At 68.0% G+C, this 13,550-nt stretch carries 12 protein-coding genes; 4 read left to right on the top strand and 8 right to left on the bottom strand.

What is annotated here, in order from left to right; all coding sequences use genetic code 11:
* Positions 1-51 precede the first annotated feature (51 nt).
* From F614_RS0113750 to F614_RS0113715, 8 genes are all read right to left on the bottom strand, one after another.
* Complete coding sequence (locus F614_RS0113750) at positions 52-354, bottom strand: diacylglycerol kinase (protein ID WP_018881602.1); 303 nt, start codon at positions 352-354, stop codon at positions 52-54.
* Positions 355-386: 32 nt separating this feature from the next.
* Entirely contained in the window at positions 387-1,589 is a 1,203-nt protein-coding gene (locus F614_RS0113745; protein WP_019559110.1) for a glycosyltransferase, read from the bottom strand.
* A 156-nt stretch (positions 1,590-1,745) separates the two neighbouring features.
* Positions 1,746-2,291 carry a TlpA disulfide reductase family protein gene (locus F614_RS0113740; protein ID WP_018877115.1) on the bottom strand — a complete coding sequence of 182 codons (546 nt, stop codon included), beginning with the start codon at positions 2,289-2,291 and terminating at the stop codon, positions 1,746-1,748.
* Positions 2,288-2,863 carry a hypothetical protein gene (locus F614_RS0113735; RefSeq protein WP_018879699.1) on the bottom strand — a complete coding sequence of 192 codons (576 nt, stop codon included), beginning with the start codon at positions 2,861-2,863 and terminating at the stop codon, positions 2,288-2,290. The genes F614_RS0113740 and F614_RS0113735 overlap by 4 nt, the downstream gene beginning before the upstream one ends.
* A 37-nt stretch (positions 2,864-2,900) precedes the next feature.
* Positions 2,901-3,365 (bottom strand): DUF302 domain-containing protein, encoded by a 465-nt coding sequence (locus F614_RS0113730; RefSeq protein ID WP_019559109.1) that lies wholly within the window; start codon positions 3,363-3,365, stop codon positions 2,901-2,903.
* A gap of 20 nt (positions 3,366-3,385) precedes the next feature.
* Positions 3,386-4,474: a methyltransferase domain-containing protein gene (locus F614_RS0113725; protein ID WP_026329871.1), complete on the bottom strand. Its 1,089-nt coding sequence runs from the start codon at positions 4,472-4,474 to the stop codon at positions 3,386-3,388.
* A 113-nt stretch (positions 4,475-4,587) separates the two neighbouring features.
* A complete protein-coding gene (locus tag F614_RS0113720; RefSeq protein ID WP_018877111.1) occupies positions 4,588-5,508 on the bottom strand; it encodes a helix-turn-helix domain-containing protein in 921 nt (306 codons plus the stop codon).
* 51 nt (positions 5,509-5,559) lie between these two features.
* Entirely contained in the window at positions 5,560-5,958 is a 399-nt protein-coding gene (locus tag F614_RS0113715; protein ID WP_019559107.1) for a hypothetical protein, read from the bottom strand.
* Positions 5,959-6,153: 195 nt separating this feature from the next.
* On the opposite strand from F614_RS0113715, the gene gshA reads away from it, so the two are divergent.
* From gshA to F614_RS0113695, 4 genes are all read left to right on the top strand, one after another.
* The gene (gene gshA, locus F614_RS0113710; RefSeq protein WP_019559106.1) at positions 6,154-7,740 is read left to right on the top strand and encodes a glutamate--cysteine ligase; all 1,587 of its coding nucleotides are present in this window, start codon (positions 6,154-6,156) and stop codon (positions 7,738-7,740) included.
* A gap of 137 nt (positions 7,741-7,877) precedes the next feature.
* Positions 7,878-8,894, top strand: a complete 1,017-nt coding sequence (locus tag F614_RS0113705; protein WP_019559105.1) for a glutathione S-transferase family protein — start codon at positions 7,878-7,880, stop codon at positions 8,892-8,894.
* Between the two features lie 167 nt (positions 8,895-9,061).
* Complete coding sequence (locus tag F614_RS0113700; protein ID WP_019559104.1) at positions 9,062-10,156, top strand: efflux RND transporter periplasmic adaptor subunit; 1,095 nt, start codon at positions 9,062-9,064, stop codon at positions 10,154-10,156.
* Positions 10,153-13,311, top strand: a complete 3,159-nt coding sequence (locus F614_RS0113695; protein WP_019559103.1) for an efflux RND transporter permease subunit — start codon at positions 10,153-10,155, stop codon at positions 13,309-13,311. The genes F614_RS0113700 and F614_RS0113695 overlap by 4 nt, the downstream gene beginning before the upstream one ends.
* Positions 13,312-13,550 lie beyond the last annotated feature (239 nt).

The following is a 13,550-nucleotide window of genomic DNA, read 5'->3' as shown; positions in this document are numbered from 1 at the left end:
GTCACCGCGCCTTGTTCGCACGCAAAAGCGACTCGAGCGCGGACGTGCGATTCAATCAGCGTCTCCCTTGGCACGCGCGGCCAGCTTGTGGCGTTCCGGCCCGAACCGATCCACGGTGGCCTCGATGCCCGAGTTCAGTACCTCGATGATCAGGATCAGGAACAGGCTGCCGAGCAGCAACGCGCGTTCCACTCCGGTATTGCCAACCACCAGCGACAGTGGCGCCAGGATGACCACCAGGATCAGTTCCTGACGAAAGGCCTCCTCGTGGCGAAAGGTGGCGCGCAGGCCTTTCCAGGAGTACCCAAAGGCCCGCAGGATGCGGGTGATGCCGGTAGCGCCGCCGTTGGCCATGGTCGCTTGGTCCGCTGGAGTGGGAAGGGCCGTCAGCGAGGACGGTCGGCCGCGGCATGCGGGGTGCCGAGCGCGTCGGCCGGGCTCAGCAAAAACTTATACACGCTCAGCAATTGTTCGGCCATACGCCGCTCGCTCCATTCCCGCGCCCATGCGGCGTGGGCTGCGCGCATGGCGCGCTGGCGTTCGGGATCATCGAGGACGCGGGCGACCCGTTCGGCAAACACCGCGGGCTCCTCGGGAGCAACTTCGGCACCGGATGCGTCGGTGAGGATGTCGAGCGTGCCCAGGCGTGCCGTGGAGACCACGGGCAGCCCGCAGGCCATGGCCTCCAGCAGGACCAGACCCTGCGTCTCGGTGGCGGAGGCAAACACGAATGCATGCCCGGCGCGGTAGCAGTCGACGAGCGAGGTTGCGCGGTCCAGGTACCCGCACCAGTGCAGGTTGTCCTCCAGGCCCATCTGCGCGGCCTGGCGCTGAAGGGCCGTTCGGGCCGGTCCCTCGCCCGCGATCAGCAGCAGCACGCCGGGGCGGCGCTCGCGCAGGTGCTGGAGCATCTGCAGCAGAAAGCCGATGTTTTTTTCGAAGGCGATCCGTGACACATGCACCAGCATTTCGCGGCCGGGTGCGATGCCCCGCTCCGCCCGGAACAGGTGTCCGTCGCCTCCGGACCAGGCCTGTGGGTCGATCCCGGTGGGCAGGCGCACGATGGGTGTCTTGATCCCGTACCCCAGCAGGGCCTGATGCAGGGCGGTCGACGGGGCAATCACCCGGTCGACCGCGTTGCACTGTGCACGCGAGATGCGCCGTGCGAGACCCCGCAGCCATCTGGCGGGCAGCCATGGCAGGTAATGCTGCAGATACTCTTCGAAGAAGGTGTGGTAGGTCTCGATGACCGGGACCTGCCAGTCGCGTGCCAGCTTGAGCCCGGCGTAGTGCGCCACGAAGGGGGTGTGGACATGGATCAGGTCGGCCCGCTCGATCCCGGCTTCCCGCAGGGAGCGGCGGATGAGGCGGGGCTTCAGGATGCGATCCTCCGGATCCACCACCAGGTAGCGCGACGGGATGCGGATCAGGTCCGGATCATGCGGGTCGGGGCCGGGATGCGCACCCAGTCCGGGATAGGCCGGTACCACCAGCGTGACGCGATGGCCCAGTTGTTGGAGCTGTGCGCGGAAACTGGCCAGCGAGGTGGAGACCCCGTTGATGCGGGGGAAGTACACGTCGCTCAGCATCAGAATGTGCACGGCTGCACCTTGGGACGAGACTCAAGTCCCGGAGTGTGGACCGGGGGTGTGACCAGGTGATGACGACATTGCGACAGAATTGTTGCGCGCGCAGACCGCCGGTTCGGGTTTCGGGCCGTACCGCGTACCCCCGCCCGATGCGCCTTATTCGGTCGTAGAGGGCTCGGACGATCGCCCCTGTTGCAGCTCGCGCAGGCGTTCGGTGATGCCGGGGTGGTCGAATTCACGCGCGCCGATGGCGCGATAGGCGATGCGGCCCTCGGGGTCGATCACGAAGGTGGTGGGGATGCCGCGCACCGGCCAGGTATCGATCGCGCTGGCCGCGCGGTCCAGCAGCAGGGGAAAATCCACCGGGTAGTCGGCGGTGAAGAAAAAGATGCGATCGGCGTCCTCGCCGACGTTTACCCCGAGTACCACCAGCCCGTCGGGGCCCAGTCCCTCCCATAGTCGCTGCAGGGAGGGCAGTTCGTCCCGGCACGGCGGGCACCAGGTCGCCCAGAAGTTCACGACCACGACGCGGCCGCGGTAGTCGCGCAGGTCGTGTTCATGACCGTCGAGGTCCTCCAGTGTCAGGGGAGGAGCGTCCGGGCGTGGCTCGATCGCGGTGAGGGACTCGGTCGCGGCCGGGGCGGTCATGGCGGCCAGAATCAACAGGATCAGGAGGGTCGCGAGCTTTGGCATGGCGATCATCCTCCCGCCTCGCCGGCGCAGCGCAGGTCGGGCAGCCGCGCCTCGTGGAGCTCCCCGGCCGCGCGCCAGCGCAGGGTCAGATCAAAGGGCGTGCCCGGCGGATGGTCGAACAGGATCATGCCCATCAGCCAGTCGCCGGGTTCGAAACGGTGTTCGCCGGGGAACAGGGCCCAGCGAAAGGCGATGCGGGCGGCTTCGGGGGCCTGCCGTCGGGCCCAGGTTGCCTCCCAGTCCCGGTTCGGGCGCGGGCGGATGAGCCCCTCCGGCCCCTGGCTGCTCCAGTCGTGGAGATTGACCTCGATGGGGGTGTGTGGGCGGTTGTTGCGCAGGATCGCCTGGAAGACGCAGTGCGCCGCAATGAGATCGGCATGTTCGGTCTCGAAGCCGCGTCCCAGGAAGAACGCGCGGGTCTGATCGGGCAGCAGCTGCGCAAGCTCCAGCGAGACGCCATCGCCCTGCCACGTCCAGGTGATCAGGCCGCTGGAGGCGTCCGTGCGAGCCTGCACAGTTTCCGTGGCGCTGGCCGGCGCCATGGGCGTGGCCAGCGCCAGAAGGGCCAGGACGCGGATCAAGGTCTCGCGGGCAACCGATCCATTGGGACCGGGCCGCCTACGGTCCGCCGAGGACATGATCCAGCAGCGCCTCGAAGGCCGGTTCGGCGTTTTTCGCCGCGCGTTCCAGGCTCGGGTGCGGCTGCAGGGTGGTCATGAACTTCGGGTGCAACATCGACAGCCTGGTGTTGCCGTCCTCCTCGTACAGGCCGATGTGGCCGCAGGGCATCATCGCGCCGACGTGCAGGCCGGCATCAAGGATGTCCGGCCCCAGGGGCAGGTAGCAGACCTTCAGGGCGGTGATGTCGCCACCGGCCAGGCCGAACTCGGCCAGGAAGATCCAGTCCTCCTCGTTCTCCGCATACTCGCGAATGGCCCGGGCCAGGTCCTCGCGGGACTGTTCGCAGTCGCGGATGATGAAGTGATCGTCGGGCTCGGACGCCACCAACGGGGCGGCCAGACCCAGCGCAAGGGCGGCGGTGATGGCCAGTGCCAGGGTCGTGATCGGGTGTTGTGCGCTCATGGCAATGCCTCCTTGGGTTGTTATCGGGTGGCCACGTACCAGTTGTTCTGCAGGTCGTGGGCCAGCTGGTGTACGCGGATGTCGCGGAAACCGGCGCGCTGCAGGTAGTCGTGGGCTAGCGGTTCGCCCCACATCGCACCGAGCCCGGGGCCGCCCCGGGCGAGCGAGACCGGCATGCAGTGCATGCAGGAGACCGTGTAGAGAAAGGGTGCGAGCGGGTGATCGAGATCGCCCTGGATCTGTCCGGAGCCGCGGATGTCCTGCATCAGGTAGATCCCTTCGGGCACCAGGGCGCGATGGATGCCGCGCAGGACCCCCTGAGGGTCGGCCTGGTCGTGGATGGCGTCGAAGGTGGTGATTAGTTCGAAGCCCCGGGCCTCGAGTCGGTGCTCCATCTCGGCGGCGTCGGCCTCGATGAACACGACGTTGTCTAGCCCCTCCGCCTTTGCCTCGGCACGCCCGCGCGCGATGGCCTGTGGCGAGAGATCCAGTCCGGTGAATTCGCTGCGAGGGTAGCGCCCCGCCAGGTGGTTGATAATGCGCCCGCTGCCGCAGCCGACATCCAGCACCCGGATCCCGCGCTCGAGATGATCGGTCAGGCCCGGCACCAGGGGGAGGACATGGCTCTCCAGCGAGGAGAGAACGGACTGGCCGCTGTCCTCGGCCATGACCTCGTGGAAACGCGTGTAGCGTTCGTAGGGCACGCCGTCACCGGTCTGGAACGCGGTGGCAATCGCATCCTCCACGGCGCCCAGCACTGCGATGTACTGGGCGAACACCGCCAGGTTGTCGGCCGCGTCGGCGCGCGTGAGGCATGCGGCATGCGCCGGCGGCAGGGCAAAACGTGGCCCGGCGGGTTCCACCGTCACGATCCCCGCCGTGGCCATCGCGCCGAGCCATTCGCGGACATAGCGTTCGTTCAGGCCGGCGGCCGCGGCGATCGCCTCGGAGGTCGACGGGGGGCGCCCGCGCAGGGCATCGAACAGTCCGGTCCGGTGCCCGATCGAGAGCATCAGGCACAGCGCACCGTGGTTGAGGACATCAACCAGGTGACTGGTGAAGGCCTCCACGGCCTGCGGTGACCCATGGTATTCCGGGGCAGACGGCATGCGGGTGACCTCCGCGATGGCGCCGGGGGGCGGCTTTACCGGGAGCCTAGGCCGTGCGGTTATCCCCTGCGGTCACGGGCTTGCGGTGCGGGGGCGAATCTTGCGGTTGTGCGTCAGGGTGTGTCGGGGTCGTCCGCGCGGGTGATTGGCGGCTCCCCGTACTGATCACGGTAGGCGCCGGGTGCCATGCCGAAGGCCTGCCGGAAGTGGCGGGCCAGTTGTTGCGGGGTGTAGCCGGTGGCCGTCGCGATCTCGCCGATGCTCGCGTGCGACTCGGTCAGCAAGGCGCGCGCCCGCTCCAGACGCAGCTGGGTCAGGTAGCGGTGGGGCGGCTGGCCGTGGGTCTCGCGGAAGGCGCGGGCGAAGTGCCAGGGGGAGAGGTCGCACAGCGCGGCGAGTTCGGCGAGACGGATCGGCTGGTCGAGGTGAGTCTGCATGTAGTCGATGACCTGTGCCGAGCGGTGCGGTGCGAGGCCGCCCCGGCAGCGGTCGGCCGGGGCGGCCTGGCTGGTCAGGCGGGCCAGGCGCACCACCAGTGCGGCCATCATGCTGTCCACGAACACGTGTGCGGCGGGGTCCTCGCGACCCATTTCCTGCCACAGACACTCCAGGCCCTGGGCGATCAGCGGGTCGCTGTGGTGGCGGTTGTGAACGGGGCCGAAATCCAGCGGGTCGTCGGCGGGCCGGTCCAGGCAACGGCGGGCCAGGTCGGCGGGGATGGCAATAAACCGTACCCTCGCCGCGTCCGTGACCCGGCACCAGGGCGTGGCCCCCGGGGCCACGGCCACGAAATCGCGGGTGCGGGTGTGTCCCGAGAAGCGCCCGGCGCCGAGATCGCAGACGTAGCGGAATGGGGCCCCGGACGACTGGCTCAGGACCAGGTCATCGGAGGCCGGGGTGTGGAACAGGCCCGGTGGCTGAAGGGTCTCCAGCATGGCGACCGCTGGCGAGGCGGCCGCGCGGGTCTCGCGCAGGTGCGGACCCCCGTTCCCACGGGTGTAGTGCTCCAGCATGTTCGGCCATGGTTGCGGCATTTTCTCACCCCGCATGTCCTGTATAGGCCATGCGGGTGCCGCCTGCCAGATTCAGCGGTAGACGCGAACCTCCTGGGTCCAGCCGTCCACGCCGCGGTTGGCACAGAACGCCTGTACGTGGCCGTCGGCGTAGCGGATCTCGACGTTGAAACCGGCCCCGGGCGGGTGGTTCAGGGCCACCCGCCGGTGCTCGCCGGGCGCGATCTCGCCCTCGCGAATGCTGGATTCGGACAGGTCGTGCCCGAAATCGAAGTGCACCGCGCGGATGGTCGTGTCGCTTTCATTGTGCAGCGTGACCATTAGCGCGCCCTCGGTCGGGGGGCGCTCCACGCCCCAGTGCATCAGCCCCGCGCCCATCGCGAGTCCGAGCACGAACAGCCCGGTGGCAGGGGCGCGCAGGGCGTCTACCAGGATTTCGTCCCAGCTGCGGCGTTGTGTGTCCGGTTCCATGCGGCGCCCGATGTCTTGTGTAGAAGAAAAACCCAATTTAATAGGACCGGCAGGGCAAGGTCATCCGCGCCTTGCGTGGGGGCCGTCTCCTGATCCGCGTTGCGGGGTTTTCGGGTGCCGGCCGGCGGTGCATGTGACCCCGCAGGCGCATTCGGGTATGTTCGCCGGGTTTGACTGGAGCAGGACAGCACGCCCGTGGGAACCGACGAACGCAATCTGCAGGGACTGGTCGCGCAGCTGGCGGAGCGCCTGGCGGGGACGGGCCTGCACGGGCGCATTGGCCTGGAGAAGGAGACCCTGCGCGTCGGTCCGCAGGGGTCGCCGGCCCTGACCCCGCACCCGGCGGCACTGGGATCGGCGCTGACCCATCCGAATATCACGACGGACTACTCCGAGGCCCTGCTGGAGCTGGTCACACCGCCGTTCGATGATGTGCGCGAGACGCTGGGGTTCCTGCACGACCTGCAGGCCTTCGCCGCGGCCAATGTCGGCGACGAGACCCTGTGGTCGACGTCCATGCCCTGCGTGACTGCCGACGATAATGCGATCCCGGTCGCGCAGTACGGCACGTCCAACGCCGGACGCATGAAGACCGTCTATCGCGTCGGGCTGGGGCACCGCTACGGACGCAAGATGCAGGTGATCGCCGGGGTGCACTTCAACTATTCCCCGCGCCCCGAGTTCTGGCCGGCGCTGGCGGAGGTGCTGGGCGAGCAGGATGACCGCGCGTTCCGCGACGAGCGCATGATGGGCATGATCCGCAACCTGCTGCGCTTCGGGTGGCTGGTGCCATATCTGTTCGGGGCCTCGCCGGCCGTGTGCAATTCCTTCCTCGAGGGCCACGGCGCGGTGCTGGAGGACTTTGACGACGACACCTCTTACCTCCCGCATGCCACCAGCCTGCGCATGGGTGACATCGGCTACACCAACCGCAAGGAGGCGGACACCGGCATCAAGGCGGACTACAACTCGCTGGGCGGCTACGTCGACTCGCTGCGCTGCGCGATCAATACGCTCAGCCCCGAGTGGGAGCGCATCGGCGTGAAGGTCGACGGCGAATACCGCCAGCTGAACGCCAACATCCTGCAGATCGAGAACGAGTACTACTCCACCGTGCGCCCGAAGCAGCCGCTGGAGCGCTTCGAGAAGCCCACCGATGCGCTGGAGGCACGCGGGATCGAGTACGTCGAGCTGCGCTCGGTGGACATCAACGCGCAGCACCCGCTGGGGGTGGACGAGACCCAGCTGCGCTTTCTCGAGGTGTTTGCCCTGACCTGCCTGCTGCAGCCCAGTCCTTTGCTGGCGGACGGCGAACTCGACGCGATCGACCGCAACCTGCTCGATGTGGCGCATTACGGCCGCCGCCCCGGCCTCGAGTTGCGCCGGCAGGACGAGTCTGTACGGCTGCAGGACTGGGCGCGCGAACTGCTGGCCCTGATGCGCCCGGTCGCCGCGATCCTCGACCAGGAACTGCCGGGCGACCCCTACCGTAGAGCGCTAAGCGAGCAGTGGGGCAAGGTCGAGCAGGCCGACCTCACGCCCTCGGCGCGCATGCTGGAGGACATGATGGCGCGCGAGGAGGGCTTCTACCGCTACGCCAGCCGCCTGTCCGCGCAGCACCGCGAGGCGTTTCGCTTCAACGGCCCGCTGCCGCGCGCCGAGACGCTGGAGGCCCTGGCGCGCCAGAGCCTGGCGGAGCAGGCCGCGATCGAGGCGGCCGATACCCTGGACTTCGATACCTTCCTTGCCCGCTACTTCGACGGCACGCTGCGCGCCTCCTGAGCGGCCTACCCCTCAGTCGGTTCGGTATTTTCGAACTATCGGGCGGAAATAACGCGATTTATTTTCGATTTTATCGACAGGATAATCGACCCTATCATCCGTAACCGTGGCGGCTGGACCGCTGCAGAGGGAACCCCATGAGTCTCCTGATCAACGGCGAACTGCGCGAAGGCTGGCTGGAAGAGGAGTCCGACGAGAACGGCGAGTTCGTGCGCCAGGACCAGCAGTACCGCAACTACGTGACCGCCGACGGCTCCGCGGGTCCCCTGGGCGAGGGCGGCTACCCGGCCGAGTCCGGGCGCTATCACCTGTACGTCTCCTATGCCTGCCCCTGGGCGCATCGCGCGCTGATCCTGCGCAAGCTCAAGGGCCTGGAGTCGCACATCGGGTTGTCGGTCGTGCACCACTACATGGGCGATGCCGGCTGGTCCTTCGATGACTGCGACGGCTGCACCGGTGACCGGGTGCACGGCTCACGCTACATGCACGAGCTCTACACCCGCACCGATCCGAGATACACGGGTATCGTGACCGTGCCGGTGCTGTTCGACACCCGGACCGACCGGATCGTGAACAACGAGTCGGAAGACCTGGTGCGCATGTTCAACAGCGCCTTCGACGGCATCACCGGCAATACGCTGGATTTCTACCCGGAGGACCTGCGCGAGGAGATCCACTCGGTCAACGAGCGCGTCTACGAGAACGTGAACAACGGGGTCTACCGCTCCGGGTTCGCGACCAGCCAGAAGGCCTACGATGCCGCCTGGGACCGTCTCTTCGAGACCCTCGACTGGCTGGAGGAGCGCCTGGCACGCCAGCCGTTCCTGGTGGGCGACCGGATCACCGAGGCCGACTGGCGGCTGTTTACCACGCTGGTGCGCTTCGATCCGGTCTACTACAGCCATTTCAAGTGCAATAGACAGCGCATCATCGACTTCCCGGCGCTGTCGGCCTACCTGCGCATGCTCTACCAGCGCCCCGGCGTGGCCGAGACCGTGCGCATGGATCACATCAAGGCGCACTACTACGGCAGCCACCCGATGCTGAACCCCAGCGGCATCGTGCCGAAGGGCCCGGTGATCGACTACACCCGGCCGCACGATCGTCCCCTGGGCGATCTGCCGGCCGCGCTGCGGAACGCCGGTGAAACGTGACGGTCGTTACACTAGGGAAACACTGATTTATCAGCGATTCCGTGCAGTCGCTGAAAAAGCCAGGACGGCTGTATTCAGCGCGTCTAACGGAACGTACAACCCTGGCCCGGTCAGGGGGCACCGCACTGTCCCCTGACCGGGCCGCATTCATGTAGGGGCATCGACAAGTGAAGGCGATTGGCGGGTTTCTGGGACTGGTCCTGGTGGTGGCGGTCGCCGCTGCTGCCTGGTACGCGGTTGGCCCGGAAGCGGGGGATGACGCGGCCAGCGACGCGCCTGCCGCCGAACGCGACGACCGCACGCCGGTGCGCGTTAGCGAGGTCGTCCCGCGCACCTTCGAGACCGTTGTCGAATCCCTGGGCACGGTGCAGGCCAACGAGTCCGTGGTGGTCACCGCCAGCGTCACCGAGCGCGTGGTCGAGGTCCTGTTCGACGACGGCGACACGGTGGAGGCCGGGGATGTCCTGGTCCGTCTTGATGCCGACGAGGAGCGTGCGGCCCTGCGCGAGATCCGTGTGCAAGTGGACGAGGCGCGGCGGGAGCTGGAGCGCGTGCGCGACCGCGTGGCCGATGGCGTGGTCACGCAGCAGCAGGTGGACCAGCAGCGTTCGCGGCTGAACGAGGCGGAAGCCCGCCTGGCGGCCGCGGAGGCGCGTGTGGCCAACCGCGTCATCCGGGCCCCGTTCTCCGGCCGTCTGGGCCTGCGTCAGGTCAGCCCCGGTTCCCTGGTCAGTCCGGGAACCGCAATCGTTGAACTCGATGACGTCTCGGTGGTGAAGGTCGACTTCGCGGTACCCGAGCGCCACACCTCGGCGATCCACCTGGGCCTCGATGTCCAGGGGCGCAGTGCGAACGGCGAGTTCGCGGGGCAGGTCGCGGCCGTCAGCAACCGTCTGGACGTGGCGACCCGCACCCTCACCGTGCGTGCCCTGATCGAGAATCCCGACCTGTTTCTGCGCCCCGGCATGCTGGTGAACATCCGCCTGCCGCTGGACCCGGTCGAGCGCCTGGCCGTCCCGGAGGGCGCGATCCGCCAGGTCGCCGACCAGCACTTCGTGTTCCGGCTGCGTGACGACGACACGGTCGAGCGGGTGCGCATCCGCATCGGGCGACGCGATCCGGGGCATGCCGAAGTGCTGGAGGGCCTGGAGCCGGGGGATACCGTCGTCTCCGAGGGCGTGTCGCGGGTGCGCGACGGCCGCGAGGTACGCGTGCTGCCGCCGCGTGCGCCGGATAATGGCGAGGCCGGGGACGGGGCATGATCATCTCCGATGTCGCCAATCGCCGGCCGGTGCTGGCGATTGTCTTCAATCTGCTGCTGATCACCTTCGGTCTGATCGCCTACGACAGCCTGCCACTGCGCGAATACCCGGACGTGGACCCGCCGGTGGTCACGGTGGACACCATCTACCCCGGGGCCAGCGGAGAGATCATCGAGCGCGAGGTCACCCAGCGGATCGAGGACCGCATCGCCGGGATCGAGGGGATCCGGTTTATCCAGTCCTCCAGCGAGGACGGTCGCTCGCGTATCACCATCGAATTCAACCTCAGTCGCGACATCGACGCCGCCGCGAACGACGTGCGCGAGGCGGTCAGTCGCGTGCTGGGCGACCTGCCCGACGAGGTCGACCCGCCCGAGGTAACCAAGGCGGACGCCGACGCCAACCCGATCTTGTGGCTGAACCTCTCCAGCACCACGATGGATGCGCTGGAGCTGGCGGACTACGCCGAGCGCAACCTGATTGATCGCCTGTCGGTGGTGGACGGCGTCGGGCTGGTGCGCCGGGGCGGCGCGCGCAGCTACGCGATGCGGATCTGGGTCGACCGCGAGGCCCTGGCCGCGCGCGAGCTCACCGTCACCGACATCGCCGACGCCCTGCAGCAGGAGAACGTGGAACTGCCGGCGGGGCGTCTCGACTCGCTGGAGCGCGAGTTCACCGTGCGCGTGGAGCGCCAGTACCGCACCCCCGAAGACTTCGCCGGGCTGGTGCTCAAGCGCGGGGAGGGCGGGCAGCTGGTGCGCCTGGGCGACGTGGCCGAGGTGAATATCGGGGCGGATACCGAGCGCAGCGAGTTCCGCGGCAACGGCGAGGACATGATCGGGCTCGGCATCATCCGCCAGTCCAACGCCAATGTGCTGGAGGTCGCCAATGGCGTGAAGGCCATGGCGGACCGCCTGCAGGACTCCCTGCCGGAGGGCACCTCGCTGGTCACCACCTACGACGAGTCGGTCTTCATCGAGGGGGCGATCCGCGAGGTCTACATCACCCTGGCGGTCGCGACTGCCGCGGTGGTGTTCGTGATCTACCTGTTTCTGGGCAGCTGGCGGGCGACCCTGATCCCGGCGGTGACCGTGCCGGTCGCGATTACCGCCGCGTTCATCGGTATCAGCCTGTTCGGGTTTTCGGTCAACCTGCTGACGCTGCTGGCGCTGGTGCTGGCGGTCGGACTGGTGGTGGACGACGCGATCGTAATGCTGGAGAACATCCACCGGCGCATCGAACGGGGCGAGCCGGGGCTGCTGGCGGCCTACCGCGGTGCGGGCCAGGTCGGGTTCGCGATCGTGGCGACCACCTCGGTACTGATCGCGGTGTTCGTGCCCCTGGCCTTCCTCGACGGCACGGTGGGCCAGCTGTTCACCGAGTTCGCGATCGCCATGGCCATCGCGGTCTTCTTCTCCAGCATTGTGGCGCTGACCCTGGCGCCGGTGCTCTCCGGGCGCCTGATGCACAAGGGCGATGACCAGACCGGTGCCGCCCACTACATCGGCCGCGGCTTCGCGGCGCTGGAGGCCGGTTACGGCCGCGTGCTGGCGAGCGGGCTCAAGGGGTCATGGCTGGTGGTGCCGCTACTGGCCGCGGTGCTGGCCGGGGCCTGGTATCTGTTCGACGAATTGCCCGAGGAGTTCGCGCCGCAGGAGGATCGCGGGTCCTTCTTCGTCCTGGTCGACGGACCCGAGGGGGCGAACTTCGAGTACATGAGCCGCCAGATGGCCGAGGTCGAGGCCCGGATCCAGCCGCTGATCGAGGACGGCCCGATCCGCCGCGCCCTGGTGCGTACGCCACGCGGCTTCGGCGGCTCCGAGCTCATGAACAACGGGTTTGTGATCGCGATCCTGGAGCACTGGGACGACCGCGACGTGTCCGGTCAGGAGGTGATCGACGAGATCCGCGGCATCATCAACGAGATGCCCGGGGTAGAGGCGCGCGTGGTCATGCGCCAGGGCCTTTCTCGCGGTCGCGTCGGGCCGCCGGTCCAGTTCGTGATCTCCGGGCCGGATTACGACCAGCTCGAGGAGTGGGGCGAAATCATGCGCGAGGCCGCCGAAGGCATCGAGGGCCTGACCCGGGTGGATCTCGATTACGAGCCTACCCAGCCACAGCTGAACGTGCGTCTGGATCGCGACCGGGCGGGCGACCTTGGTGTCTCCATGCGCGATGTCGGCCGTACGCTGGACATCGTGCTCGGCGGGCGCGACGTGACCACCTTCGTCGATCGCGGCGAGGAGTACGACGTGATCATCGAGGGCCTGGCCGATCAGCGCCGCACGCCGGGCGATATCGACAACCTCTACGTACGCTCCAGTTCCGGCGCCATGGTGCCGCTGTCCAGCCTGGTCACCTACGAGGAACAGGCCGGTCCGTCCTCGCTGGAACGCTACAACCGCTCGCGGGCGGTCACCCTGACCGCCGGGCTGCGCGACGGCATGACCCTGGGCGAGGCGCTGGACACGCTGGATGCCAAGGCCGCCGAGCTCCTGCCGGCCGAGGCGGGCATCGACTACAAGGGCGAATCGCTGGATCTGCGCACCGGCTCGGAGGCGATCCTGTTTGTCTTCGCGCTGGCCCTGCTGGTGGTCTTCCTGGTGCTGGCGGCGCAGTTCGAGAGCTTCGTGCACCCGTTCGTGATCATGCTGACCGTCCCGCTGGCGGTGGTGGGTGCCCTGATCGGCCTGACCGTTACCGGCCAGACGCTGAATATCTACAGTCAGATCGGCATGGTCATGCTGATCGGCCTGGCGGCGAAGAACGGCATCCTGATCGTCGAATTCGCCAACCAGTTGCGCGACCGCGGGCGTGATTTCGACGCCGCGATCATCGAGGCCGCGCGCATGCGGCTGCGGCCGGTGCTGATGACGGCGCTGACCACGGTTGCGGGCTCCATTCCGCTGATCCTGGCCTCCGGGCCGGGCGAGGAGACGCGCTTCGTGATCGGGGTGGCGGTGTTCTCCGGTGTGCTGTTCGCGACGCTGTTTACGCTGTTCGTGATTCCGGCGGCCTACAGCCTGGTCGCGCGCGGCACCACCTCGCCGCTGGCGACCACGCGCCGCCTGCACGAGCTGGACGACGAGATCGACGATGTCGACGGCGAGCGCCGCGGGGTCCGCGCCGCCACAGCCCCGCGCGCCGAGCCCTGACCGTCGAGTGCCAGCCGCCAGCCCTGTTGTGGCTGGCCCTGGTTCGTCACTGGTGTTTACGGTGCCTTCGGCCCGCCCCCTGCCTTGTCGTGGCTGGCCATAGTTCATCGTTCGGTGTTTACGGTGGCTCCGGTCCGCATACTGCCTGGCGCTGACTCGCCAGCGCGCCGCGAGGTACTTCTTTGCTCGTGCAAAGAAGTACCCAAGAAACACGCCCGACTGCCGCGACCCCGGCCCGC

The organism is Thioalkalivibrio sp. ALE12, from assembly GCF_000381105.1.
Taxonomy (GTDB): domain Bacteria; phylum Pseudomonadota; class Gammaproteobacteria; order Ectothiorhodospirales; family Ectothiorhodospiraceae; genus Thioalkalivibrio.
Note: the sequence above shows the minus strand (reverse complement) of the source record. Positions and strands in the feature narration are given on the sequence as shown.

What these genes read in the sequence shown, in the direction of transcription:
- F614_RS0113750 (WP_018881602.1), bottom strand. Translation starts at nt 354, where the DNA reads ATGGCCAACGGCGGCGCTACCGGCATCACCCGCATCCTGCGGGCCTTT.
- F614_RS0113745 (WP_019559110.1), bottom strand. Translation starts at nt 1,589, where the DNA reads ATGCTGAGCGACGTGTACTTCCCCCGCATCAACGGGGTCTCCACCTCG.
- F614_RS0113740 (WP_018877115.1), bottom strand. Translation starts at nt 2,291, where the DNA reads ATGATCGCCATGCCAAAGCTCGCGACCCTCCTGATCCTGTTGATTCTG.
- F614_RS0113730 (WP_019559109.1), bottom strand. Translation starts at nt 3,365, where the DNA reads ATGAGCGCACAACACCCGATCACGACCCTGGCACTGGCCATCACCGCC.
- F614_RS0113725 (WP_026329871.1), bottom strand. Translation starts at nt 4,474, where the DNA reads ATGCCGTCTGCCCCGGAATACCATGGGTCACCGCAGGCCGTGGAGGCC.
- F614_RS0113720 (WP_018877111.1), bottom strand. Translation starts at nt 5,508, where the DNA reads ATGCCGCAACCATGGCCGAACATGCTGGAGCACTACACCCGTGGGAAC.
- F614_RS0113715 (WP_019559107.1), bottom strand. Translation starts at nt 5,958, where the DNA reads ATGGAACCGGACACACAACGCCGCAGCTGGGACGAAATCCTGGTAGAC.
- F614_RS0113705 (WP_019559105.1), top strand. Translation starts at nt 7,878, where the DNA reads ATGAGTCTCCTGATCAACGGCGAACTGCGCGAAGGCTGGCTGGAAGAG.
- F614_RS0113695 (WP_019559103.1), top strand. Translation starts at nt 10,153, where the DNA reads ATGATCATCTCCGATGTCGCCAATCGCCGGCCGGTGCTGGCGATTGTC.